Here is a 24,575-nt window from a genome sequence, read left to right on the forward strand (position 1 = left end):
GGAACAGCACATGGTAAGGGTTCGCCAGTCGCACAGCACTGACTACAACAGTGGTGAAACGCTGGAATGGTTATGCTCACTGGGGCTGACTGAGAAAAAAATCAGCAGTTTAATGGCAGCAGCAGAGTGGCTGAAACAGCATCAACTGGTAGAGCCGGAGCCGGCTGTGCGCACCGGTTGGGAAATGGTCGAGATACTTGCCGATCTGCGTATGGACAGTGATTCACTGCTGGCAGCATTGTTTTTCCCGCAATTAGAAGCCGGGCTGCTTAGCCTGGAACAGTTAGAACCGGCATTTCCGGCCAATGTACTGGTGATGTTGCGTGCGGTGCAGCAAATGGAAGCCATCCGTACTATTCCTACCGGGCCAAATCAAAGTGTTAACCCGCAACAGGCCGATAATTTGCGCCGTATGCTGCTGGCGATGGTAGAAGATGTCCGCGCGGTGGTGATTAAACTGGCAGCGCAAATTTGCTATCTGCGGGAAGTTAAAAACGCCGACGAAGAAACCCGGGTACTGGCAGCCAAAGAAACCAACGCTATTTTTGCGCCGCTGGCTAACCGCCTCGGTATCGGCCAGCTGAAATGGGAACTGGAAGATTTAGCCTTTCGCTACCTGCACCCGCAATTATATAAACAAATTGCCGGTTTACTGGAAGAGCGCCGGTTAGACCGTGAGCAGTATATGCAGGATTTTGTCGCCTCGGTGCGGCAAAAAATGGCAGATGCCAATTTAGCCGCAGAGGTATACGGCCGGCCCAAGCATATTTTCAGTATTTGGAAAAAAATGCAGAAAAAGCAGCTGGCCTTTGATCAGCTGTACGATATCCGTGCGGTGCGCATTATCACCGAGCGGGTACAGGATTGTTACGGCGCCTTAGGTATAGTGCATACCGGCTGGCGCCATTTGCCAAAAGAGTTTGATGATTACATCGCCACGCCTAAACAAAACGGCTACCAGTCTATTCATACCGTGGTGCTTGGGCCGCAGGGCCGGCCGGTGGAGATCCAGATCCGCACACGCCAGATGCATGAAGACTCCGAGCTTGGCGTAGCGGCGCACTGGCGTTACAAAGAAGGTGCAGCAAATGCTAAAGACGGCGCCAACGATGAAAAAATAGGCTGGTTGCGTAAGTTACTGCAATGGCAGGAAGATGTGGTCGACAGCAGTGATTTAGCCGAAGAGCTGCGTAACCAGGTGATTGAAGATCGCGTTTACGTCTTTACCCCCAAAGGTGACATCGTCGATTTACCGATGGGCTCCACGCCGCTGGATTTTGCCTATTATGTGCACTCCAACGTAGGCCATCGCTGTATTGGTGCCAAGGTATCCGGCCGTATCGTGCCCTTTACTTATCAGATGAAAACCGGCGATCAGGTAGAAATTCTGACCGGGCGTGAACCCAACCCCAGTCGTGACTGGTTAAACCCGCATTTGGGCTATTTAAAATCCAGCCGGGCCAGGTCTAAAGTACAGTATTGGTTTCGTCTGCAAGACCGTGATAAAAACCTCGCGGCTGGCAAAGAGTTGCTTGATACCGAACTGACACGACTAAACCTGGTGATGGAATACCCGGCCAAAGTGCTGACGCGGTTTAACGTAAACAGCATGGATGAGCTGTTGGTGGGCATTGGTGGCGGCGAAATTAAAGTGACCCAGGTGGTGCACTTTATTCAAAGCCAATATGTAAAAGAAGAGCCGGAAATTGACCCGCGCTTAATTACCAAACCACTGCCGGCCAGCAAAGCGAAAAGCGATGTGGTGGTGCAGGGCGTAGGCAACTTGTTAACCCATATGGCGGGTTGCTGTCATCCGCTGCCGGGCGATGCCATTATCGGCTACATTACTCAGGGCCGCGGTATTGCTATTCACCGTGATGACTGCGATCAATTCAAAACGCTGCAGGACAGCCACCCCGAACGGGTGGTAGATGCCACCTGGGGCGATAAATACGCCTCCGGCTATGAGGTAGATATCCGTATCGTGGCGCACGATCGCAATGGCTTATTGCGCGACATCACCAGTATTTTGGCGAACGAAAAAGCCAACGTCACCAAAATGAGCAGCAGCTCGGATATTAAAGCGCAAACGGCGGTAATTAATATGACAATGGAGCTGTATAATCTCGACTCGCTTAATAAGTTATTAAGTAAAATCAGCCAGATAGATGATGTTGTAGAGGCCAAGCGCTTTCATCATTAATCTGTAGCCGTCAAAAACAGAAAGGGAGCAGTGTGTCAGATAATATTACCCGGCTGTTAAGCATTATGAGCCGCTTGCGTGACCCGCAAAGCGGTTGCCCGTGGGATTTAAAACAAAGCTACGCCACTATAGTGCCGTACACGCTGGAAGAGGCTTACGAAGTGGCTGACGCCATAGCGCGTGAGAGCTTTGACGAGTTAAAAGACGAGCTGGGTGATTTACTGTTTCAGGTGGTGTTTTACGCCCAACTAGCCAAAGAAGACGGCCGCTTTGAGTTTGATGATTGCGTCGCGGCTATTTGCGACAAGTTAGAGCGGCGCCACCCGCATATCTTCAGCGATGTGACGGCAGAAGACGCTGACACTGTACTTAGAAACTGGGAAGCGCTGAAAAGCGCGGAGCGTAAAGACAGCGGCCTGCACAGTGTGTTGGATAATATCCCGCAGGCAATGCCGGCACTAAGCCGGGCCTGTAAGCTGCAAAAACGCTGCGCCAATGTCGGTTTTGACTGGCCAACCGTAGAAGGCTGCTGGGATAAGGTAAAAGAAGAAATTATTGAAGTAGAGCAAACTGCAGCCGGTAGCCCGGAGCTGGCTGAGGAGCTGGGTGATTTAATGTTTGCCCTGGTTAACGTAGTACGCAAACACAAACTTGACCCGGAAGCGGTGCTACGCGCTGCCAACAGTAAATTTGAGCGCCGCTTTCGCGGCGTAGAACAAGCGTTGGCCTTGCAGGGCAATAGCCCGCAGCAATCTAACCTGGATGAAATGGAAGCGTTGTGGCAGCAGGTAAAGAAACAAGCACCGTAAAAGGGCGCAGCTGATAGCGTAATGCGGCGCCCTGTTTTGCTTAAGAATTAACTGACTTCGTCCGGCTGAACAAATTCGGCGTTGCCCGCCCGGACATGTTTATCGCGTAACTTACCCACTACTGAGCTTAGCTTGCGCTGTATTTTGTCGGCGGCGCCGGTAATGGCCTGGCCAACAGTGGCGGCATGCTCTGTTATTGCTACCGGGTCTAAGCCTTCAAAGCGGGCCTCTAACAAGCAGCGTTTGTCGTTGCCATCGTTTTTCTGCTGGCCATTTTCGTCACTTAAATGCACTTCAATCCTGGTCAGGTGATCGGCAAAACGGCTGAGTTTGGTTTGCAGTGTGTCGCGGATAAATTCAGCTAAACGCTCGTCTGATTGGATGTGACGGTCTGTGTGAACTTGAATTTGCATAGGCTACTCCTGTGATTGACTAAATGGCGGGTTAAGCTTAATTAACAGACCCCGCCGGCGTCGAATGGTTTCCATCTGCTATTACTAATCTTGAGGCGCCAAGCATTATAGTCAAGGCTGCAGCGGTAAAATAACCGTGCGGCTGACAATCGCATATAAATCACATTAGCCTGCAGCTTTACGTTGAGTGGCGCAGCACGCTTTGCTATACTTTCCTCCCGTCCTGATACCAATTCTTGAACAACCGTTGTACCCCAGTGTTTGCGCACCGGGCGCTTGGTGTTTTTCAGATTTGGTATTCATCTATTGATTAACATTGTCTCAGGGGTCTCATGACTACAAGATATATCTTTGTGACGGGTGGCGTGGTTTCCTCCTTAGGTAAAGGCATTGCCGCAGCGTCGCTGGCAGCTATTTTGGAAGCGCGTGGCCTGAAAGTCACCATCCTTAAACTTGACCCCTACATTAACGTTGACCCGGGCACCATGAGCCCTATTCAGCACGGCGAAGTATTTGTTACTGAAGACGGTGCTGAAACTGACCTTGACCTTGGCCATTACGAGCGTTTTATCCGCACTAAAATGACCAAACGTAATAACTTTACTCAGGGCCGTATTTACGCCGACGTGTTGCGCCGTGAGCGCCGTGGCGATTATTTGGGCGCTACTATTCAGGTTATTCCGCACATTACCAACGAAATTAAAAGCCGTGTCGTCGCCGGCGCCGAAGGCTACGATATTGCTATCGTTGAAATTGGCGGTACTGTTGGTGATATTGAGTCGCTGCCGTTTTTAGAAGCTATTCGACAGTTAGGTACTGAAGTGGGCCGCGAGCGCACATTGTATATGCACCTGACGCTGGTGCCGTACTTAGGCACTGCCGGTGAAATTAAAACCAAGCCAACCCAGCATTCGGTAAAAGAGCTGCGCTCTATCGGTATTCAGCCGGATATTCTGGTGTGTCGCTCAGACCGTGCTATTCCGTCCAACGAGCGCGCAAAAATTGCGCTGTTTACCAATGTGGAAGAAAAAGCGGTTATCTCGTTAAAAGACGTCTCAAGTATTTACCAAATTCCGGCGCTGTTAAAATCACAAGGGCTGGACGATTTAGTCTGTCGCCGTTTTTATATTGAAGCGCCGGAAGCTGACCTGGTTGAGTGGGAACAAGTGCTGTACCAGGAGTCGAACCCTACCGGCGAAATTACCATTGGTATGGTGGGTAAGTATGTTGAACTGCCGGATGCGTATAAATCGGTAAACGAAGCGCTGGGCCATGCCGGGCTGAAAAATCGTGTTAGCGTGCATATTAAATACATCGACTCACAAGATGTTGAGAGTAAAGGCGTTGGCATTTTAGCCGGGCTGGACGGTATTTTAGTACCGGGCGGCTTTGGTGAGCGCGGCGTTGAAGGGAAAATTCTGGCGGCGCAGTATGCCCGCGAGCACAAAGTGCCGTATCTGGGTATCTGTTTAGGTATGCAGGTGGCATTAATTGAATTTGCCCGTAATGTGGTAGGCATGAGCCATGCACATTCCACCGAATTTAACAAAGATACACCTTACCCGGTAGTGGGTTTAATTACCGAATGGCGCGATGCCGACGGCTCAGTGGAAACCCGTTCAGACAAGTCTGATTTGGGCGGCACTATGCGTCTTGGCAGCCAGAACTGTAACCTTGTTGCTAATACCAAAGCCCGTGAAATTTATGGCAAAGCGGTTATTCAGGAGCGGCATCGTCACCGCTATGAAGTGAATAACAACTTACGGCCACAATTAGAAGAGGCAGGATTAGTGGTGTCGGGTTTGTCGGCCGACAATCAGCTGGTAGAGATGATAGAAATACCGTCGCACCCGTTTTTTGTTGCCGGGCAATTTCACCCGGAATTTAATTCGACGCCGCGTGATGGTCATCCGCTGTTTCAGGCCTTTGTCGCAGCCGCGTACAAAGTGCAGAAGCAGCAACGCGTATAACTTGTGCTAAGCCGTGTCACCTCACACGGCTTTTTCGTTTTAACAGGGAAACTTAACATGTCTGAAATCGTAAAAATTATCGCCCGCGAAATTATGGATTCACGCGGCAACCCAACAGTAGAAGCTGATGTGTACTTAGCCAGTGGTGCCATGGGCCGTGGTTGTGCGCCGTCCGGTGCCTCTACCGGTTCACGCGAAGCGTTAGAGCTGCGTGACGGCGACAAAAGCCGTTATCTGGGTAAAGGTGTAACTAAAGCGGTTGCCAATATCGACGGCGCAATTCAGGCGGCGTTAAAAGGCAAAAATGCGTATAACCAGGCGCAAATCGACCAGATCATGATCGATTTAGACGGTACTGAAACCAAGAGTAAGCTGGGTGCCAATGCTATTCTGGCGGTGTCATTAGCGGTAGCCCGCGCCGCTGCTGCCGATAAAAAGATCCCGTTGTATCAGCATATTGCTGATTTAAACGGTACCTCTGGTGTGTATAGCATGCCGGTGCCGATGATGAACATTATTAACGGTGGCGAGCACGCCGATAATAACGTGGATATTCAGGAGTTTATGGTACAGCCGGTTGGCGCCAAAACTTTCGCTGAAGCACTGCGCATGGGCGCCGAGATTTTCCACAGCCTGAAGAAAGAACTGCAAAAGCGCGGTTTAAATACGGCGGTGGGTGATGAAGGCGGTTTTGCACCAGATTTAAAATCAAACGAAGAAGCACTGTCTGTTATCGTTGAAGCAGTAAAAGCGGCCGGTTACCAGATGGACAAAGACATCACACTGGCGCTGGATTGTGCAGCTTCTGAGTTTTACAAAGACGGTAAGTACGTATTAAGCGGCGAGAACAAGAGCTTTGATTCTTACGGCTTTAACGATTATTTAGCCGGTTTAAGCCAGCGTTACCCTATAGTGTCTATCGAAGATGGTTTAGATGAAAGCGACTGGGATGGTTGGAAAGACTTAACCAACAAAATTGGTAATAAAGTGCAGCTGGTAGGTGATGATTTATTTGTTACCAACACCAAAATTTTAACCCGTGGTATTGAGCAGGGCATTGGTAACTCTATCCTGATCAAGTTTAACCAGATTGGTTCGTTAACCGAAACCCTGGCGGCGATTAAAATGGCGAAAGACGCCGGCTTCACGGCGGTTATTTCACACCGCAGTGGCGAAACTGAAGATGCCTTTATTGCTGATTTAGCCGTGGGCACTGCTGCCGGCCAGATTAAAACCGGCTCACTGTGCCGCTCGGATCGCGTATCTAAATACAACCAGTTACTGCGTATCGAGCAGGAACTGGGCAGCAAAGCGCCATACAAAGGCCGCAGCGAAATTAAAGGCCAGTAACTACAGCTCAGTAAGTACTGACTGTCGCTATATGTCTGACAGAAACAACAAAGCCACCTTAGGGTGGCTTTGTTGTTTCTGTGACTTCGTTTCTATGGCTGTTGCCAATAACCCGGCTGCTGGCGATGGTGTGCAACAGCAAATATCACTATTTCACCAGGGTATTCTTTGTAGATGACTGAGTATGGAAACGTTTTGACGATAACACGACGAAAGTTGGCGGGTAATTGATAACCGGCGTCAGGAAATTGGTTTAGTATAGATACAGCGGTAAATACAGCCTGATAAAAGCGGCTGCCAAGGTTGTCTGCTTGTTCTGAGTAGAACGCTATTCCTGCTAATAATTCAGCCTCTGCAGACGCCATGAAACGTACCGGTTTCACTTAAGCTGCTTTCTCGCGTTGGCAAAAACAGTATCTGCATCAATTAACGTCGCCTCGCCGTTCAGATACTGAGCTTCACGCTCCGCTACTTCATGCAGCCATTTCGCTTCTATAGCTGCATCTGCAGGTGGCGCTAATGCTGCAAGCAAGGTATTTACTAACCTGGCTTGCTCTTCTTTACTGAGTAGCTGTGCTTGTTTTTCCACATCAATATAAGTGGTTGTCATATCTCACCGCGCTTTGTTGCAATATACCCGGCTAACTTTAGCAAAGATGCAGTGCTGCAGCTATGTCATATTTCAGTCACACAATCCCCGTACGATAACGACCTGTCAGGATGGCTGTTGGTAACGGGTGGGATAGGACTGTATTAATCGGCATTAAAATGAGTGGCTGTCTTGGGATTAAGTGATTTTCATCGTACCGAGCTTGAGCGCATCCTGGCGCATAAACTGCTTACTCCGTTGTTTCAACCCTTAGTGGCCCTTAGTGACGGCAGCGTTTGGGGTTATGAAGCGCTGATCCGCGGGCCGTCCGACAGTGCGCTCCACTCACCGATCCTGCTGTTTAAAACCGCCCAGGCGTTTGATTTACTTGAACAGCTGGAATTGCTGTGCCGGCAAATCAGCATTAATGCGTTTGCCGCCGCCGGGGTAGACGGCTTACTGTTTCTTAACGTTAATCCGTTGTTGTTGCTTACCTCTGATCATCCGTCCGGTTTGACGAAGAAATATATTCAGCAAGCAGGGCTGGAGCCGGATCGCATCGTTATTGAGCTGTCTGAGCAGTTTCAGGTAGAGGACACCGGGCTGTTTATCAGTGCAGTAAAGCACTACCGTGATTTTGGTTTTAAAATTGCCATCGACGATTTAGGCAGTGGCTTTTCCGGCTTAAAGCTCTGGTCGGAGCTACAGCCGGATATCGTTAAAATAGATCGCTATTTTATTGATCAACTGCATCTGGATCCGATTAAAAAAGCCTTTGTGAAAAACATTATTGAGCTGGCGAAAAATACACAGTCGGTCATCGTGGCCGAGGGTATCGAAACCAGCGAAGAGCTGCTCACCTGCAAAGAATTAGGTGCTGATTTTGGCCAGGGCTATTTATTGGGCCGGCCCGACGCCCGGGTGAAATACGATGCATTGCAATTGGCGCAATTGCTGCGCACTGATACTAAAGGCCCAGCGCTGAACGACGCACTGGAATCGGTGATCAGCCGAACAGCTGCGGTGGCAGATAACACTCCGGCGCAGCAGGTGGCAGACTTGTTTCGGGCCGACAAAAATCTGCCCTGCGTCGCTGTGGTTAACCGTGACAACTTTCCGGTGGGTATTGTTAGCCGCAGTATGATTAACGAGCGCTTCTCGCATCAGTTTGGCCGTGCGTTGTATGAGAAAAAGCCGGTAAAACATTGTATGGAACAGGCGCCGCTGATTGTCGATAAGCAATTATCGCTGGATAAGGTCAGCGCTATTTTAACTGCGGAAACTGACGAAGAAGCCGGCTTGTTTTTTATTGTTACCGATAAAGGTAAATACTATGGCATCGGTTCGGTGCGCAAAGTACTGAAACAGCTCAGCGAGAATAAGATCCAACTGGCACGCTACGCTAACCCGTTGACACTACTGCCGGGGAATGTGCCGATTAATACCCGCATCGACCAACTGCTGAAACATAATCTGGCCTTTACCGTGGCCTATATTGATATCGACAACTTTAAGCCTTACAACGACCAATATGGTTACAGCAAAGGTGATTTAGTCATAGAGCTGTTAGCACAAATTATTCAGTCCGCCGTTGACCCGACACAGGACTTTGTCGGCCATATTGGCGGCGATGATTTTATTGTGTTGTTTGCCGCAGGCAGGCCGCAAGATGTGGCAGAGCGCATAGTGGCGGAGTTTGATCAGCGTGTACGGCACTATTATCTGGCGCAGCATCTGGCAGACAATGGTTTTAGTGCCAAAGACCGGCTTGGCGCAGAGTCATTCTATCCGCTGTTGAGTCTTTCTGTTGGCCTGGCGCAGCCGGATCCGGCATTGTGCACCAGCCATCATGATGTGTCTGCGCTGGCCTCTGCTGCCAAGCTACAGGCGAAGAAGTTGCAAGGCTCAGCTATTTTCAGCAATAAACGGCGCGCACCGGATACAACAACGCCACTGTATGGCTTATCAGCTCAGGCTGATTTGGCTTAAGTGACTTTGCAGGTGCAGGTAATGCGCTTTAAAGTAATCAATTTTATTCAGCTCCCCAAAAGCAAAGTGCGGCTCCAGCCGGTCCTGCCAGGCAATAAATTGCTCCAGCACATACACCAGCTCGGCTTGTGCCACACTGTTGGGGACCTCTTTTACTAACTCAGGCGCACCCGGAATAGCCTCATCCAGCGGGTGGTGCATACTGCCTTTGGCGACAAAGGTATTAAAAGCGGCTTTGCCGGCCGTGAGTTGAAACAGCGCCGGTTTAGCCTGCGGATAGCCGGTCATGGAGTAGCGGATACTTTGGGCGCAGTGCTGAAAAATTTCGCTGACATTCCAGCTGCCGCTGCTGCTGAGTTTATCTGCCGGCAGGGCTTTTATCTCACGCAACATTTGCCCCAAAGGGTAATGGCGTAAGGTCGCAACACTTTTAATACCTAGTACCAATACGACAGGTGTGCAAAGCGCACCAATGATAAACTGTCTGCGATTCATGATAAGCCCGCTGTTTAATCCTTGTTGTTATATACGGCTACTTTAGCAGTTAAACGCCGCTCGTAGTTGAGTTTTGCACTTTTATCAAGCTAATCAAAGAAATAATTGCCGAAAAAACCGGCATATGTTAGATTCGTGCAACTTTTATGACACAGGGATGTAGGGCGAAATGCAAAGGAATGTGTTACTGACAGATGCCGAACGCGGCTATTTTGCTGAGCTGTTCGATGAAGATATTCAGCTTGCCCCTGCGCAGCAGGATGGTCTGAACCATATGATTTCGGTTACCACCGAAATACCGCAGTTAATTGCTTCTTTATTGGGCAAAGCTACCTTTACCTTATTGGCCGAAGTGGGTAATTACAAACTGTGGTTTCCGCTGGAAATGTCATTAGATGAATTTGGCCAGCCCAGCCCCGTACTGGGTATTCCGGAAGTGTTGGAATATTGTGGCGCCGAGCGTAGTTGGCGCTTGCAAGCTGAGCCTGAGCTGTGCCTCAACGATACGCAGTACGCCGGTAAAGTAAAGGTGTTGTCGCTGTCCAGTAGCGGTATGGCGCTGCTGCCCGATAACGTGCACACCGCAGAGCAACTGATGCAAACTAACGAGCTAACGCTGAGCCTGCCCGATGGCCAGTTACTGCGGCTGGGTATTGAACCGGTGCGGCGTGAGAATAATATTCTTGCAACCCGTATCAGCGCCTGTAAGCAAAATCGTGATACCTTACGCCGTTACCTGTTTCAGCGCCACCGGCAACGTCATCCGGCGTTGTATCAGGGTTTAAGCTGAAAAACAGCCGCTAAACCAGGGGTTTCGCTTTGCAAACGACCCCTGATTGGCTAACATCTGCCCATGATCGATGCAAGCCTTAACCAACCCCATTTCTGGCAGGTGTCCGGAGATAATCAAACTTATACTGAGCTTTGCAACGCTTTGTATGAGCGTGAGCTGTTACGCCTGTCACAACTGAGTAGCGAACAACTGCTGCGCTTACCTAATCGCTTAGCCAGTTTACCGTTTTATATCCGGCGTGCGGCGGCCAATATTTTACAGCAAAGCAGTGAACTGCAATTGGATAGCCAAAATGCGTCCTGGTATTATAAACAGGCTGCTACGTGCCCGGCGCGTAAACAGCAGGCGGATCCGATAGAGGCGTTTTATCGCAAGTATGCCAGGCCTGGCCTTATTGTACCGGTATATATAACGCAACTGACGCAGGAGCGCATAGTACTGGACAGTGTCGATGAGGTTGATGCTGAGGGGATGCGTTTACATTGCAATGAACACGGCTGGTTTGCTTTTGCCGGTACACCCCTCGCACAACAAAACAGCGACAAATTCTTATTAAAACCGGCCAAAGCGATACTGAGCGCTGCGTGCTGTGGCCATCAATGGCTAAACGGTAATAAAACACCACCACGGCTGCTTAGCCTGCGCGAGCTGCTGTTAGCCAGTCGGCTGAATTGGCAAAATTTTGCCAAACCTTTACCGGCCTTATTACCCTGATGCTGTTATTCCTGCTTTGCAATCAGCCTCTCAGGCTTCATAATAACCGCACTGTATTTAACGAAGCTGTGTTATGCGAATACTCACTGTACTGCTGATAGTCGTGCTGGGCTTGCTGCAATACCGGTTATGGTTTGGGCAGCACAGCATTGCCGACTATTTTCGTCTGCAAGAAGAACTTAACATACAAGCAACCAGTAATCTGGAGCTGGAAAAACGCAACCGTTTACTCAGGGCTGATGTGAAAGATTTACAGCAGGGTATTGAAGCTATTGAAGAGCGTGCCCGTAATGAACTGGGGTTGATTAAACAAGACGAGGTATTTTTCCGCTTGTTTAGCCAGAACCCGGCCGCAGGCCAAACCGATGACTAACGATAGCGTTACAGCTATTGCTGCAGTAATGCCGGCTGCCGGTATCGGCTCACGGATGCAGGCGAAGCTGCCGAAACAATATTTGCAACTGCATGGCAAAACAATTTTAGAGCACAGTGTTGCAAGGCTACAGGCTGTACCGGCAATTAGCCGCATTTGGTTGGCACTGGCCGCCGATGATCCTTACTTTGCCGGCACAGCGCTGGAACAAAGCGATATAGTTCGGGTAAAAGGCGGGGCTGAGCGTATGCATTCGGTGCTGAACGCCTTGCAGTTTATTGATGAACATCTGTATCCCTGGGTGCTGGTGCATGATGCCGCCAGACCTGTAGTAAGGCGCAGTGATATCGAGCTGTTAGTTGCGCGTTGTCTGGCAGCAGAGCAGGGCGGTATTCTGGCCTGCCGCGTGCGCGATACCATGAAGCGTGGCGAGCTAAAAGTCAGCGAAACTGTGAGCCGCGAGCATTTATGGCATGCACTGACACCGCAATTTTTTCCTACCGCTTTACTGCGTGCCGCACTCAAAGATGCCATAACTGCCGGTGTGCACGTTACTGATGAAGCGTCAGCGATGGAGTGGGCCGGACACAGTGTCCTGTTGGTTGAAGGACACAGCGATAATATAAAGATTACTCAGCCGGCTGATTTAGCGTTGGCGGCATTTTATCTGGAGCAGATTGTTTAATGAATATGCGGATTGGCCACGGTTTTGATGTACATGCTTTTGGTGGCGCGGGCCCGGTAACCCTGGGTGGTGTAAAGATTGATTATAGCCAAGGCCTGCTGGCGCATTCTGATGGTGATGTGGTGTTGCATGCGCTGTCAGACGCCTTGCTGGGTGCGGTGGCACTGGGCGATATTGGTCATCATTTTCCGGATACTGACGCCGCGTTTAAGGGTATCGACAGCCGCATTTTGCTGCGCAAGGTGTTTGCCGCTGTCACCGCCGCAGGTTACAAAATCGGTAACCTGGATATTACGGTTATGGCACAAGCGCCTAAAATGGCACCGCATATTAATGCCATGCGTCAGTGCATAGCAGCTGATTTAAACTGCGACTTGTCACAGGTTAATGTTAAAGCGACGACGACAGAGCAACTTGGTTTTGTCGGACGTAAAGAAGGTATAGCGGCAGAAGCCGTGGTACTGCTGGTTGGCGCATGACAGCTACACCAGCATGGCAATATTTGTATGGCGAACCGGCAGTAACAGGGCTTTTACGCCAGCAAGCAGACGATTTTATTGTCGAAGAGCAGCTTAACTTCAGTTCCAGCGGGGCCGGTGAGCATATTTTGCTGTACATCGAAAAAACCGGCCAGAACACCCAATATGTCGCTAAACAACTGGCAGAGCTTACGGGGCTGCGCGCCCGTGATATCAGCTATGCCGGATTAAAAGACCGCCATGCAGTGACACGGCAATGGTTTTGTTTTAAATGGCCGATAAAGCAGGCTCTGGATTGGCAAAGCTGGCAGCTTGAAGGCTGCAGGGTGCTGGACGTGCAGCGTCACTATCGCAAACTGCGGTTAGGGGCCTTGAAAGCTAATTATTTTCGTATCCGGGTGCGCCGGGTATCAGATTGCGCAGAGGTGCTGCAGCGTGCAGAGCAGGTGCGACAGGGTGTACCTAACTATTATGGTGAACAGCGCTTTGGCATTAACGGCGGTAATTTAGTACTGGCGCAGCAGTTGTTTAATGGCCAAAGTATTACTGACCGTAAGTTGCGTGGTTTGGCATTATCCGCAGCGCGCTCATTTTTATTTAATTGTCAGGTCAGTGCCAGAATCAGCGCCGCGCAGTTTAATACGGTGCTTGATGGTGACGTATTGCAACTGGATGGCAGCGGCTCGGTATTTCGTGTGCCGCAAGCGGATGCCACCTTGCAGCAACGTCTGACAGAGCGGGATGTACATGTAACTGCCGCCTTGCCTGGTATCGGCGAGCCGATGGTAAGCGGGCCGGCGGCACAGTCCGAACAACAAGCTCTGGCAGCCTATCCATTGTTGCTGCAGGGCTTGCAGGATTACCGCTTGAAAGCCGAGCGCAGAGGCATGCGGCTGGTACCGCAACAGTTGCAACTGCAACAAGATGGCAATGATATGCTTATAAGCTTTGCCTTGCCGGCCGGCTGTTTTGCCACCAGTGTGCTGCGTGAATTAGTGCAGTATCGTGATTGTGGCCGCAAGACGACAGAAATGGAGTAGCAAATGCGGATTTTACTCAGTAATGATGATGGGGTGCATGCCAAAGGCATGCAGGTGTTACAGCAGGCCCTGAGCCAGTTTGCCGAGGTTACCACGGTAGGCCCGGATCGTAACTGCAGTGGCGCCAGCAACTCATTAACCTTAATTAACCCGCTGCGGGTGCAGCATATGGACAACGGTTATTACTCTGTTAATGGCACGCCAACCGATTGCGTGCATCTGGCAATCAGCCAGCTGTTGGATTTCACTCCCGATTTAGTGGTGGCCGGCATTAACCACGGTGCCAACCTGGGTGATGATGTGTTGTATTCCGGTACCGTTGCGGCGGCGACAGAGGGCCGTCATTTAGGCTTGCCGGCTATAGCCGTCAGCCTGGCCGGGCGGGATGAAGAACATTTTGCCACCGCCGCTTTTGTTACCTCTCAGGTGATTAAAAAATTGAAGTCGCACCCGCTACCGGCAGATCAGATATTAAATATCAATGTACCTGCTGTCAGTATTGAGCAATTAAAAGGTATTCAGGTGACACGGCTGGGCCGGCGTCATAAAGCTGAAACCATGACCAGTACAACTGATCCGTGGGGGCGGAAGATATACTGGTATGGTTCACTCGGGCCGGAGCTGGATGCCGGTGAAGGTACAGATTTTCATGCTATAGCCAATGGTTATGCATCTGTCACACCGCTGCAAATTGATATGTCTGCCTACAAAAGCATGGACAGGCTAAAACAATGGTTAGAGGGGATCAGGTTGTAATATGGCAGTCGCGACATCACGCAGCGCCGCGGTACTGGCGCAAAAACTTCAAAGCGACGGCATTACTAACGCACCGGTGTTAGCGGCTATTGCCCATACACCACGCCACTTGTTTGTTGAGGCAGTGCTGGCGCACAAAGCCTATGAAAATACCGCTTTGCCAATCGGCCAGGGCCAGACCATCTCGCAGCCTTACATAGTGGCACGCATGACAGAATTACTGCTGCAGGATAAAGCACCGGGTAAAGTGCTGGAAATTGGCACCGGTTCCGGTTATCAAACCGCCATTCTGGCCCGGTTGTTTTCGCATGTTTGCAGCGTGGAGCGGATAAAAGCGCTGCAGTTTCAGGCGAAGCGCCGCTTGCAGCAATTAGATTTACACAACGTCTCGATGAAACATGGCGACGGTTGGCAGGGCTGGCCCAGTAAAGCACCGTTCGACAGCATTATTGTTACCGCCGCACCCACTGAAGTGCCGGTAGCCCTGTTGCAGCAATTAACTGACGGCGGTCGTTTAGTGATCCCCGTTGGCTTGCATGACCAGGTGCTGCGGGTGTACCAGCGTAACGGTGATGAAATAAGCAGTAAAGATATTGAAGCGGTGCGTTTTGTGCCGTTGGTTCCCGGCGAATTGGCCTGATTTAAGGATAGCGCATGCAGTACATACAATGGATGATAAAAGGCCTGGCGATGGGCGCTGCCGACGTGGTACCCGGTGTGTCCGGCGGCACCCTGGCGTTTATTCTGGGCATTTATGAGCGCTTGTTGGCGGCTATCAGCAGCTGCAACTTGCAAGCGTTAAGCTTGCTGTGTCGTGGCCGGTTTAAAGCGTTGTGGCAACATATCGACGGCACTTTTCTGTTGTGTTTATTCAGCGGTATCTTGTTAAGTATTTTCTCACTGGCCGGCATTATCAGTTATTTGCTGCAAAACCGGCCTATTCCGCTGTGGGCCTTGTTCACAGCGCTGATCCTTACCGCTTTACCTCACCTGTGCCGCAGCTTGCGCTGGAACGCCGTGCGCTTGTTACTCTGTTTATGCGGCATCGTGTTTGCGGTATTGGTTGGCATGCTAACGCCAAGAGAATTACAGCCGGCTAACTGGATGTTCTTTGTTGCCGGTGCTGTGGCCATTTGTGCCATGATCCTGCCTGGTATTTCCGGCAGTTTTATTCTGCTGATGTCGGGAATGTATGCGCCGGTACTACTGGCTGTAACCGAGTTGCAGCTGGGCGTGTTGGCATTATTTATGTTGGGTTGCATTATAGGTTTACTGGGCTTTTCCCGTGTGCTTAACTGGCTGCTGCAACATTATCATGATGCCAGCCTGGCGCTGCTGATTGGTATTGTTATTGGTGCGCTGTACCGCATTTGGCCGTGGCAGCTGCAGCAGCAATTGTACCTGCCGTGGCAGTACGCCGCCAAAACCGGCCAGGCCGACACGGTGCCGGCATTGCTGAGCGCCGCAGCCGGAGTAGTGATTATGTGGCTGTTACTGAATTTGGAAAAGTGGTTTAATTCGCCTGCGCAACACCGCAAGCCGACAGCAGACTGAAAAGGAGTCCGGTATTCGTTGTTCTTACCTGCGTAATCTGCAACTGATATTACACCGTCCCGCGCTTTTCGGCGGTAAGGCGGTGCTGCTACTGTTGTTTATGGTGTTAGCAGGGTGTTCTTCGCGCTCGGGGCCGGCACCGGTTACCACGTTAGAGCTGCGGGAGAACTTTTATCAGCAGCGTAACCGTGGCACGCTAAATACCAGTAGCTATAAAGTGCAGCGCGGTGACACCTTATATTCAATTGCGTTTCGTGCCGGCAAAGACGTGCGTGAACTGGCCGGTATTAACGGCATTGCCAATCCGTATACTATCTACCCCGGTCAGGTTATTCACTTTAGCGGTAAAGCAAAACCGGTGGCACGTAAGCCGGCAAAACCGACAGTGGTAGCAAAACAAAATACAAATACGAATAGTTCAAGCCAAGTAAAATCAAATAGTTCGGTAAAACCGGCTAAACCTGTTGCACCACAAAATCAAAAGGGTTATGTTCAAACCACGCCTGCAAAAAATAACAAAGCTGCGAACTCTACCCTAAATAGGGACTTGGTGCAATGGCAATGGCCGGTTAAAGGCAAAATAATTTCCGGTTTTTCGCACAAGCAGCAAGGTAACAAAGGCATAGATGTGTCCGGGCGCGAAGGTGACAGAGTTAATGCTGCTGCCAGTGGCCAGGTGGTATATGCCGGCAACGCATTAAGGGGCTACGGTAACTTAATTATTATTAAACATAATGATGATTACTTAAGTGCTTATGCACATAACAGTAAGTTACTGGTAGCAGAGAAACAAATGGTAACTGCGGGACAGCAGGTTGCCGAGTTGGGCAGTACCGATGCTACGGATCCGCGCTTGCATTTTGAGATCCGCTTTCGTGGCAGTTCGGTTGACCCGCTGAAATACTTACCAAAATTATAAGATCGACAACATAAGTAATATCAGGAATGGATGCGATACGCCTTAGCTGGCCCCTGACCCTATAGACGTGGGAGAAAGGATATGGGACAAAAAAGTAGTGATGACGAAGTTTTAGATTTTAAAGACGACGAGCTTAACGAAGATGCGATGCTTGATGACGACGCAGAGCCGGATGCTGCTGCACTCGTAACAGAAGAAAGCAGCAGTGAAGATGTGTTTGCCCGCGATGACAGCCAAAAAACGATGGATGCCACGCAGATTTACCTCGGGGAAATTGGTTTTTCGCCGTTATTGTCAGCAGAGGAGGAAGTGTATTTCTCCAGGCTGGCACTAAAAGGTGATCAAGCTGCCCGCAAACGCATGATCGAAAGTAATTTACGTTTGGTGGTAAAAATTGCCAGACGTTACATCAATCGCGGTTTAGCTCTGCTGGATCTGATTGAAGAGGGCAACCTCGGCCTTATTCGCGCGGTAGAAAAGTTTGACCCCGAACGCGGTTTCCGCTTTTCAACCTACGCCACCTGGTGGATCCGTCAAACCATAGAGCGGGCCATTATGAACCAAACCCGCACTATTCGCTTACCTATTCATGTGGTTAAAGAGCTGAATATTTATCTGCGTGCGGCGCGTGAGTTATCGCAAAAGCTGGACCATGAACCGACAGCGGAAGAAATTGCCAAATCGCTGGACCGACCGGTAGAAGAAGTACGCAAAATGCTGAAGTTAAATGAAAAAATAACTTCAGTGGATACGCCGGTCGCCGGCGCGTCAGAAAAGCAGTTACTGGATGTTATTGCGGACGAAAAAGAACTCGGGCCGGAAACGGAACTGCAGGATGAAGACATTCGTCAGCATTTGGTGGTGTGGCTGAATGAACTAAACCCGAAGCAGCGTGAAGTTTTAGCGCGGCGCTTTGGTTTACTGGGCTATGAACCGTCAACGCTGGAAGATGTCGGCCATGAAATTGGTTTAACCCGTGAGCGGGTGCGGCAAATTCAGGTCGAAGCGCTTAGGCGGTTACGCGAGATAGTCACTCATCAGGGCTTGAATATCGAAACGCTGTTTCAGGAATAGCAGCCATACTGCGGCGCTACCTTTTTGCCGGTATGTTACAGCCAACAAGGCGCCATCAGGCGTCTTGTTTGTTTTTAAGATACTGCACCAACAAGGCTGCGGCATGACTGATATGCGCAGTGAGCAACGCGCAGGCTGCTGTCGTGTCTTTGCTGCGCAGCAGCGCCAGTAATTGCTGATGTTCGTCGGCACTGGTGCCGGCGTAATCTAATGCATGCTCCTGATAACCCAGATAGCGCGAGACCTGCTGATGTAACTGGTCGAGCAATTGCAACAAGTGTGGCTTGTCGCACGGCTGATACAGCAAACGATGAAATTGCCAGTTTAATTCACCGCGCTGATAAGGCGGCAGCGCTTTGCCACAATGCATTTGTTGCAATACATCTTCTGCCAGGCCCAATTGGCTAAAATTTAACTTTGGCGCGGCGAGCGTCAGCGCTAACGGTTCCAGTTGTAGGCGCAACATGGCTAATTCTTCTGCTTCAGCCGCACTAAAACCGGGCACCCGCATACCGGCTTTACCATGGGCGGTTAACCAGCCTTCGCTCAGCAGTGTTTGCTGCGCATCGCGCACCACGATGCGGCTGACCGCATAATGCTGCGCCAGTTGCTGCTGGGTTAACACCTGGCCCGCAGCCCAATGTTGCAGCTGAATATCCTGCTTAAATTGTTGATACAGTTGCTGTTTTTTCAGCATTAACGGCTCCGGCGCAGGCCGTTAACCAGCAGCAGAGTTAAGCCGCCGGCAATAATGCCCCAAAATGCCGCGGCTATACCAAAGAAGCTCACCCCCGACGCGGTAACCAATAAGGTGACTACCGCGGCCTCCCTGTGTTCGCCCTCGTTGGTGGCTACAGCCAAATTTGCGCCTATGGTGCCCAACAGTGCCAAGCCTGCCAGCGTAGCAATCATCTCTTTTGGTAAGGCGGCAAATAACGCTACCACGCTGGCACCGGCAAGGCCGGCCAATAAGTAAAATAGCCCTGCGGCAATGCCGGCGATATAGCGTTTGTCTTTATCGGGGTGCGCTTCCGGCCCGGTGCAAATGGCGGCGGTTATAGCGGCAAGATTGATAGAAAACGCGCCCCAGGGTGCCAGCAGCAGGGTGGACAGCGCAGTGCTGCTGATAAGTGGCGACACCGGTGTCTGATAGCCGCTGGTGCGGATAACGGCAACGCCGGGAATATTCTGCGACGCCATCGTTACCAGCAACAAGGGCAGGCCAACACCCAACAGTGCACTGACTGACCAATGCGGCGTGACCCAAACCGGCGTGGTAAAGCTTAAGGTTACCGCGCTGTAGTCAAATTGGCCTTGCAGCAGCACGCTGATCAGGCCGCTGAGCAGCACCCATAAAATGGCATAACGCGGCATTAAGCGTTTTGCCAGCAAATAGCTGATACACATTATGCCAACCAACAGCAGCTGGCTTTGTAGTGAGGTAAAAATACTTAAACCAAATTGCAGTAAAATACCCGCCAACATCGCGCTGGCCAGCGGCAATGGAATAAGCCTGGTAAGTTTATCAAACCAGCCACTGATGCCGATAATAACGCCCAGCGCAGCGGTAAAGATAAATACCCCGACGGCTTCGTTAATAGTTAGTCCCTGCAGGCTGGTTGCCAACAGCGCCGCGCCCGGGGTAGACCAGGCGGTAATAATAGGGGCTTTATAATACCAGGATAAACCAATACAGGTTACCGCCATACCAATACCCAGCGCCAGTAACCAAGACGCCATCATATCCTGCGTCGCACCGGCCGCTGCGGCCGCTTGTAATACAATAGCCACCGAGCTGGCAAAGCCCACCAGTACCGCAACAAAACCGGCCACTATTGCTGACAGGCTGAGATCTTTAACCGACATAAGCTAACTCAAACTAAAAAAGTATACCTAATTTAAAATGTATACATTTTTTGTCAAGTAATTACAGTGAACGGGATGCAGATTAATGTGGCGGCCCGAACCGGTTTGTCCACGCTGACACGCCGTAAATACATCCCTGTAGGCTCGATTCGGCCATCCTGGCCTGCAACGGTCAGCTTAGAACAAACCGATTCTGGCTGGATTGTCCATCGGAGTTATAGCTGTTGCTTTAATTGATACAACAACTCCAGCGCCTGGCGGGCGGTTAAATCATCCGGGTTTAGTGTCCGCAGCTGCTCTACAATCGGGTGCTCTTCATGCAGTAGGCTCAGCTGGGGCTGCACGGCTACGGCAGTTTTCTGCGCTGGGGTGCTGCTGTGCAGCTCCAGCTCGCCCAGTTTATGCCGTGCCCGCTGAATTACCGCTTTGGGCACACCGGCTAATTGCGCAACCTGTAAACCGAAACTTTTACTGGCGGCGCCGTCCTGCACATGGTGCATAAAGACGATATCGTCACCGTGCTCTACCGCGTCTAAATGCACATTAGCCAAGCCCGGTAATTGCTCTGCCAGTTCGGTCAGTTCAAAGTAGTGTGTAGCAAACAGTGTCAGGGCTTTAATTTTGGTAGCAAGATAATCAGCACAGGCCCAAGCCAGGCTTAAGCCATCGTAGGTGCTGGTACCGCGGCCTATTTCATCCATCAGCACCAGGCTGTGCTCGGTGGCATGATGCAAAATAGTCGCGGTTTCGGTCATCTCCACCATAAAAGTAGAGCGGCCGGAGGCTAAGTCGTCTGACGCACCGATACGGGTGAAAATGCGGTCTATCGGGCCGATTTGCGCTTTGGCAGCCGGCACAAAACAGCCGATACAGGCCATTAAGGTAATGAGTGCGGTTTGGCGCATATAAGTCGATTTACCGCCCATGTTAGGGCCGGTAATCATCAGCATACGGCGCTGGCTGTTAAGCGTTAGCGGGTTCGCGATAAAGGGCTCGGTTAGCACTTGCTCTACCACCGGGTGGCGCGCTTGCTCCAGCACAATACCTGGCTGGCTGCTCAGTTGTGGCCGGCAGTAATTCAGGCTGTCGGCCCGTTCGCTAAAGGTACATAACACATCCAGCTCGGCCAGTGCCTGTGCCAGCTGCTGCAGCGGTGCTAAAAACGGTGCTGTCAGTTCAAATAACTGTTCATACAGCTGTTTTTCTACCACTAAAGCTTTGCTCTGGCTGCCCAGTACTTTATCTTCGTACTCTTTTAACTCCGGAATAATATAGCGCTCGTTGTTTTTCAGCGTTTGGCGTCGTACATACTCCGGCGGTACTTTAGTGTCAGCACTGCGGCCGGTTTCAATGTAGTAACCGTGCACCCGGTTAAAGCCCACCTTAAGCGAGGCAATGCCGGTGCGCTCACGCTCGCGCAGCTCCAGTTGCTCTAAATAATCGGTCGCGCCGGTGGCCAGTGCCCGCCAGTGATCCAGTTCACTGTTGTAACCCGGCGCAATAACGCCGCCATCACGGATTAATACCGGTGGCGCCTCGACGATGGCTTGCTCCAGCAACCGGCATAGCTGTGGCAGTGGTTGGGCGGCCTGGCTTATTTGTTTTAACAAGGCGCCGTCAAATGCTGCAAGTTGCGGTGCTAACAGCGGCAATTGCTGCAGTGCCTGGCGCAAGCGGGCGAAATCGCGCGGCCTTGCGCTACGCAGGGCTAGCCGGGCGATAACCCGTTCAATATCACCAATTTGTTTTAATTGCGGTTGCAGTTGCTCATAGTCTGCGGCCAACTCTGTGACGGAATCCAGCCGGGCATTAATTTGGCTTTGATCGCGCAGCGGCGCATGGATCCAGCGCTTTAATAACCGCGAGCCCATCGCCGTTTGGCTGCGATCCAGCACCGCCGCCAGCGTATGCTCATAGTTACCGGCCAGGTTTTGCGTCAGCTCCAGATTACGCCTGGTAGCCGCGTCCAATACGATATTGTCTTGTGAGCGTTCCAGCGCCACAGCGCGGATATGCGGCAGGGCTGCACGCTGAGTGTCTTTGACATATTGCATTACGCAGCCGGCGGCCATTAGCGCCACCGGTGCATCATCCACACCAAAACTGAGTAAATCTTTAGTGCCAAACTGCAGGCACAATAAGCGCTTAGCGGTAGCCAGTTCAAACTCCCACACCGGCCGGCGGCGCGCACCTTTGCGTTTTTCCACTAAATAAGTATCGGCAAAATCTTCCGGGTAGAGTAACTCGGCCGGGTTTAGCCGCTGTAGCAGCGCGGCCAGGTCGTCGATATTATCCACCTGATTTAACAAAAAGCGGCCGCTGCTGATATCCAGCTGTGCCAGACCATAATGGCCACGCAGCACACTGATGGCACAAAGCAAATTATCCTGGCGCTCATTCAGCAGTGCTTCGTCAGTGACGGTGCCTGGGGTAACAATGCGTACGACTTTGCGTTCTACCGGGCCTTTGCTGGTGGCCGGGTCGCCGATTTGCTCACAAATAGCGGCGGATTCGCCCAGCTGTACCAGCCTGGCTAAATAGCCCTCGACGGCATGATAGGGCACACCGGCCATCGGTATCGGCGTACCGGCGCTCTGGCCGCGTTTGGTCAGTGAAATATCTAATAACGCCGAGGCACGTTTGGCATCATCAAAAAATAACTCGTAAAAGTCACCCATGCGGTAAAACAGCAAAATATCCGGATGTTCACTTTTTAAACCCAAATATTGCTGCATCATTGGGGTATGTGCGCTTAAGGCTTGCTCCGTTTTCTGGTCTGACGGCATAATAGCGTTCTGAATTCCCTGTTGGATAAAATATGACGGTCGCAGCAGACAGCCTGCAGCTGGCGACAGAATTAGGCCAGCTATTATTACGGAAAAAGTGGACTATCACCACTGCTGAATCCTGTACCGGCGGCGGCATTGGTTATTGGTTAACCGCCGTGCCCGGCAGCTCAGCTTATGTCGACCGTGGTTTTATTACCTACAGCAACAAAGCCAAACAGCAGCTACTGGCGGTGCGCAGTGCCACCTTACTGCAATTTGGTGCGGTAAGCGAACAGACCGTGCGTGAAATGGCCGAAGGTGCCGCTAAAGCCGCCAATGCCAATATGGCCATTGCGGTATCCGGCATTGCCGGGCCTGATGGCGGCTCGGTGTATAAGCCGGTGGGCACGGTCTGTTTTGGTTTTTGTGTTAATGGCAACGTTGCCAGCAGTCATTTGGTCTTTGCCGGTGACCGCCAACAAGTACGTCAGCAAGCCATCGATTATGCCCTCAAACAAAGCATTGAGCTGTTGACAGCTTTAGCAAACTAGACTACTGTACGAGTATACAGTGTTAATTGTCCGGCAAGCCCGGCTCAACCATGGATATCAAAATGGACGACAACAAACAAAAAGCGCTCGCCGCCGCCTTAGGTCAAATTGAACGTCAGTTCGGTAAAGGCTCTATCATGCGTTTGGGCGACAGCACCGCGCTGGATATTGCTGCAGTATCTACCGGCTCATTAGGCCTGGACATCGCACTGGGTATCGGCGGTTTACCTTATGGCCGTATCGTGGAAATTTATGGCCCGGAGTCGTCCGGTAAAACTACGTTAACCTTACAGGTTATTGCCGAGGCACAAAAAGCCGGTAAAACCTGTGCCTTTATCGATGCCGAGCACGCATTAGACCCGGTGTACGCGAAAAAGCTGGGGGTAAATGTCGAGCAGTTGCTGGTGTCGCAGCCGGATACCGGTGAGCAGGCGCTGGAAATTTGTGACATGTTAGTGCGCTCTGCTGCAGTAGATGTGGTGATTGTCGACTCGGTAGCGGCGTTAACACCAAAAGCAGAAATTGAAGGCGACATGGGTGACAGCCACATGGGCTTGCAAGCTCGCTTAATGTCACAGGCGCTGCGTAAACTTACCGGTAATATTAAACGCTCTAATACCTTGTGTATTTTTATCAACCAGATCCGTATGAAGATCGGCGTAATGTTCGGTAACCCGGAAACCACTACCGGTGGTAATGCCTTGAAATTCTACGCCTCTGTGCGCCTGGATATTCGCCGTATCGGCTCGGTAAAAGACGGTGATGAAATTACCGGTAATGAAACTCGTGTTAAAGTGGTAAAAAACAAGGTGGCACCGCCGTTTAAACAAGCCGAGTTTATTATTCAGTATGGTGCCGGTATTAATAAGCTGGGCGAATTGATTGATTTAGGCGTAGCCCAGGGCCTGGTTGATAAAGCCGGTGCCTGGTATGCTTATCAGGGCAATAAAATTGGCCAGGGTAAAGCCAATGCAATGAAGTTCCTTGCCGATAACCAACCGGTAGCTGACGAAATTGAGAAAGAGTTGCGCGCCCGCTTGTTGTTAAAGCCGGGTGAAAAACCGATTGAAGAGAGCATACCAGAGGCGTTTGAAGCCGATTTATAAGGCCTGTTCATCTGCCATTAATAAAGCCAGCTTATGCTGGCTTTTTTTGTTGTCGGCCTTAAACCACCTCCTATGGAGG

Annotated in this window: 25 protein-coding genes; 18 read left to right on the top strand and 7 right to left on the bottom strand. The window is 50.9% G+C overall.

Translation table 11 applies throughout. The annotated features are described in order from the left end of the window. The first annotated feature begins 10 nt into the window (after nt 1-10). Nucleotides 11-2,203, top strand: coding sequence for a GTP diphosphokinase (gene relA, locus HRH59_RS15805; RefSeq protein ID WP_173502241.1), 2,193 nt, complete (start codon nt 11-13; stop codon nt 2,201-2,203). Nucleotides 2,204-2,235: 32 nt separating this feature from the next. Continuing rightward, nucleotides 2,236-3,012 carry a nucleoside triphosphate pyrophosphohydrolase gene (gene mazG / locus HRH59_RS15810; RefSeq protein WP_173502242.1) on the top strand — a complete coding sequence of 259 codons (777 nt, stop codon included), beginning with the start codon at nt 2,236-2,238 and terminating at the stop codon, nt 3,010-3,012. Between the two features lie 47 nt (nt 3,013-3,059). On the opposite strand, the gene HRH59_RS15815 is transcribed toward mazG, so the two are convergent. Next, nucleotides 3,060-3,425 carry an HPF/RaiA family ribosome-associated protein gene (locus HRH59_RS15815; RefSeq protein ID WP_173502243.1) on the bottom strand — a complete coding sequence of 122 codons (366 nt, stop codon included), beginning with the start codon at nt 3,423-3,425 and terminating at the stop codon, nt 3,060-3,062. 332 nt (nt 3,426-3,757) lie between these two features. On the opposite strand from HRH59_RS15815, the gene HRH59_RS15820 reads away from it, so the two are divergent. Both HRH59_RS15820 and eno read left to right on the top strand, forming a co-directional pair. Further along, on the top strand, nt 3,758-5,395 hold the full coding sequence (locus tag HRH59_RS15820) for a CTP synthase (RefSeq protein WP_173502244.1): 1,638 nt from the start codon (nt 3,758-3,760) through the stop codon (nt 5,393-5,395). A 57-nt stretch (nt 5,396-5,452) separates the two neighbouring features. Then, a complete protein-coding gene (eno, locus tag HRH59_RS15825) occupies nt 5,453-6,745 on the top strand; it encodes a phosphopyruvate hydratase (RefSeq protein WP_173502245.1) in 1,293 nt (430 codons plus the stop codon). Nucleotides 6,746-6,837: 92 nt separating this feature from the next. On the opposite strand, the gene HRH59_RS15830 is transcribed toward eno, so the two are convergent. Then, nucleotides 6,838-7,110, bottom strand: a complete 273-nt coding sequence (locus HRH59_RS15830; protein WP_178089597.1) for a type II toxin-antitoxin system RelE/ParE family toxin — start codon at nt 7,108-7,110, stop codon at nt 6,838-6,840. 14 nt (nt 7,111-7,124) lie between these two features. Next, a complete protein-coding gene (locus tag HRH59_RS15835; RefSeq protein ID WP_173502247.1) occupies nt 7,125-7,355 on the bottom strand; it encodes an addiction module protein in 231 nt (76 codons plus the stop codon). Nucleotides 7,356-7,526: 171 nt separating this feature from the next. Here HRH59_RS15835 and HRH59_RS15840 point away from each other — a divergent pair, with 171 nt between their 5' ends. Next, nucleotides 7,527-9,323, top strand: a complete 1,797-nt coding sequence (locus HRH59_RS15840) for a GGDEF domain-containing protein (RefSeq protein ID WP_173502248.1) — start codon at nt 7,527-7,529, stop codon at nt 9,321-9,323. Here HRH59_RS15840 and HRH59_RS15845 read toward each other — a convergent pair. Beyond that, nucleotides 9,300-9,818, bottom strand: coding sequence for a DUF1569 domain-containing protein (locus HRH59_RS15845; protein ID WP_173502249.1), 519 nt, complete (start codon nt 9,816-9,818; stop codon nt 9,300-9,302). The two genes, HRH59_RS15840 and HRH59_RS15845, sit on opposite strands and share 24 nt — an antisense overlap. A 169-nt stretch (nt 9,819-9,987) precedes the next feature. Here HRH59_RS15845 and HRH59_RS15850 point away from each other — a divergent pair, with 169 nt between their 5' ends. The 11 genes from HRH59_RS15850 (at nt 9,988) to rpoS (ending at nt 18,205) form a co-directional block, all read left to right on the top strand. Then, nucleotides 9,988-10,608 (top strand): hypothetical protein, encoded by a 621-nt coding sequence (locus HRH59_RS15850; RefSeq protein ID WP_173502250.1) that lies wholly within the window; start codon nt 9,988-9,990, stop codon nt 10,606-10,608. Nucleotides 10,609-10,671: 63 nt separating this feature from the next. Beyond that, nucleotides 10,672-11,325, top strand: a complete 654-nt coding sequence (locus HRH59_RS15855) for a hypothetical protein (RefSeq protein ID WP_173502251.1) — start codon at nt 10,672-10,674, stop codon at nt 11,323-11,325. 73 nt (nt 11,326-11,398) lie between these two features. Beyond that, the gene (gene ftsB / locus HRH59_RS15860; protein ID WP_173502252.1) at nt 11,399-11,698 is read left to right on the top strand and encodes a cell division protein FtsB; all 300 of its coding nucleotides are present in this window, start codon (nt 11,399-11,401) and stop codon (nt 11,696-11,698) included. Further along, nucleotides 11,691-12,383, top strand: coding sequence for a 2-C-methyl-D-erythritol 4-phosphate cytidylyltransferase (gene ispD / locus HRH59_RS15865; RefSeq protein WP_173502253.1), 693 nt, complete (start codon nt 11,691-11,693; stop codon nt 12,381-12,383). The genes ftsB and ispD overlap by 8 nt, the downstream gene beginning before the upstream one ends. Next, entirely contained in the window at nt 12,383-12,862 is a 480-nt protein-coding gene (ispF, locus tag HRH59_RS15870; RefSeq protein WP_173502254.1) for a 2-C-methyl-D-erythritol 2,4-cyclodiphosphate synthase, read from the top strand. The genes ispD and ispF overlap by 1 nt, the downstream gene beginning before the upstream one ends. Next, nucleotides 12,859-13,902: a tRNA pseudouridine(13) synthase TruD gene (truD, locus tag HRH59_RS15875; RefSeq protein WP_173502255.1), complete on the top strand. Its 1,044-nt coding sequence runs from the start codon at nt 12,859-12,861 to the stop codon at nt 13,900-13,902. Before ispF ends, truD begins: the two co-directional genes overlap by 4 nt. A gap of 3 nt (nt 13,903-13,905) precedes the next feature. Next, nucleotides 13,906-14,658: a 5'/3'-nucleotidase SurE gene (gene surE / locus HRH59_RS15880; protein WP_173502256.1), complete on the top strand. Its 753-nt coding sequence runs from the start codon at nt 13,906-13,908 to the stop codon at nt 14,656-14,658. Nucleotide 14,659: 1 nt separating this feature from the next. After that, nucleotides 14,660-15,298 carry a protein-L-isoaspartate(D-aspartate) O-methyltransferase gene (locus tag HRH59_RS15885; RefSeq protein ID WP_173502257.1) on the top strand — a complete coding sequence of 213 codons (639 nt, stop codon included), beginning with the start codon at nt 14,660-14,662 and terminating at the stop codon, nt 15,296-15,298. A 14-nt stretch (nt 15,299-15,312) separates the two neighbouring features. Beyond that, nucleotides 15,313-16,212, top strand: coding sequence for a DUF368 domain-containing protein (locus tag HRH59_RS15890; protein ID WP_173502258.1), 900 nt, complete (start codon nt 15,313-15,315; stop codon nt 16,210-16,212). A gap of 82 nt (nt 16,213-16,294) precedes the next feature. Next, nucleotides 16,295-17,131, top strand: a complete 837-nt coding sequence (locus HRH59_RS15895; protein WP_331460193.1) for a peptidoglycan DD-metalloendopeptidase family protein — start codon at nt 16,295-16,297, stop codon at nt 17,129-17,131. Nucleotides 17,132-17,212: 81 nt separating this feature from the next. Beyond that, nucleotides 17,213-18,205 (top strand): RNA polymerase sigma factor RpoS, encoded by a 993-nt coding sequence (gene rpoS, locus HRH59_RS15900; RefSeq protein WP_173502259.1) that lies wholly within the window; start codon nt 17,213-17,215, stop codon nt 18,203-18,205. A 55-nt stretch (nt 18,206-18,260) separates the two neighbouring features. Here the strand turns inward: rpoS and HRH59_RS15905 are convergent, their stop codons facing one another. The 3 genes from HRH59_RS15905 to mutS all read right to left on the bottom strand — a co-directional run bounded on the left by HRH59_RS15905 (nt 18,261) and on the right by mutS (nt 22,857). Further along, nucleotides 18,261-18,902, bottom strand: a complete 642-nt coding sequence (locus tag HRH59_RS15905; protein WP_173502260.1) for a GntR family transcriptional regulator — start codon at nt 18,900-18,902, stop codon at nt 18,261-18,263. Next, nucleotides 18,902-20,071, bottom strand: a complete 1,170-nt coding sequence (locus tag HRH59_RS15910) for a benzoate/H(+) symporter BenE family transporter (RefSeq protein WP_173502261.1) — start codon at nt 20,069-20,071, stop codon at nt 18,902-18,904. Before HRH59_RS15910 ends, HRH59_RS15905 begins: the two co-directional genes overlap by 1 nt. A gap of 215 nt (nt 20,072-20,286) precedes the next feature. After that, the gene (mutS, locus tag HRH59_RS15915; RefSeq protein ID WP_173502262.1) at nt 20,287-22,857 is read right to left on the bottom strand and encodes a DNA mismatch repair protein MutS; all 2,571 of its coding nucleotides are present in this window, start codon (nt 22,855-22,857) and stop codon (nt 20,287-20,289) included. A 32-nt stretch (nt 22,858-22,889) separates the two neighbouring features. Between mutS and HRH59_RS15920 the strand changes: the two genes are divergently transcribed. Continuing rightward, entirely contained in the window at nt 22,890-23,390 is a 501-nt protein-coding gene (locus tag HRH59_RS15920; RefSeq protein ID WP_173502263.1) for a nicotinamide-nucleotide amidohydrolase family protein, read from the top strand. A 62-nt stretch (nt 23,391-23,452) separates the two neighbouring features. After that, nucleotides 23,453-24,496, top strand: a complete 1,044-nt coding sequence (recA, locus tag HRH59_RS15925) for a recombinase RecA (protein ID WP_173502268.1) — start codon at nt 23,453-23,455, stop codon at nt 24,494-24,496. The last annotated feature ends 79 nt before the right edge of the window (nt 24,497-24,575 follow it).

Source organism: Rheinheimera lutimaris (assembly GCF_013283795.1).
Lineage (GTDB): Bacteria > Pseudomonadota > Gammaproteobacteria > Enterobacterales > Alteromonadaceae > Alishewanella > Alishewanella lutimaris.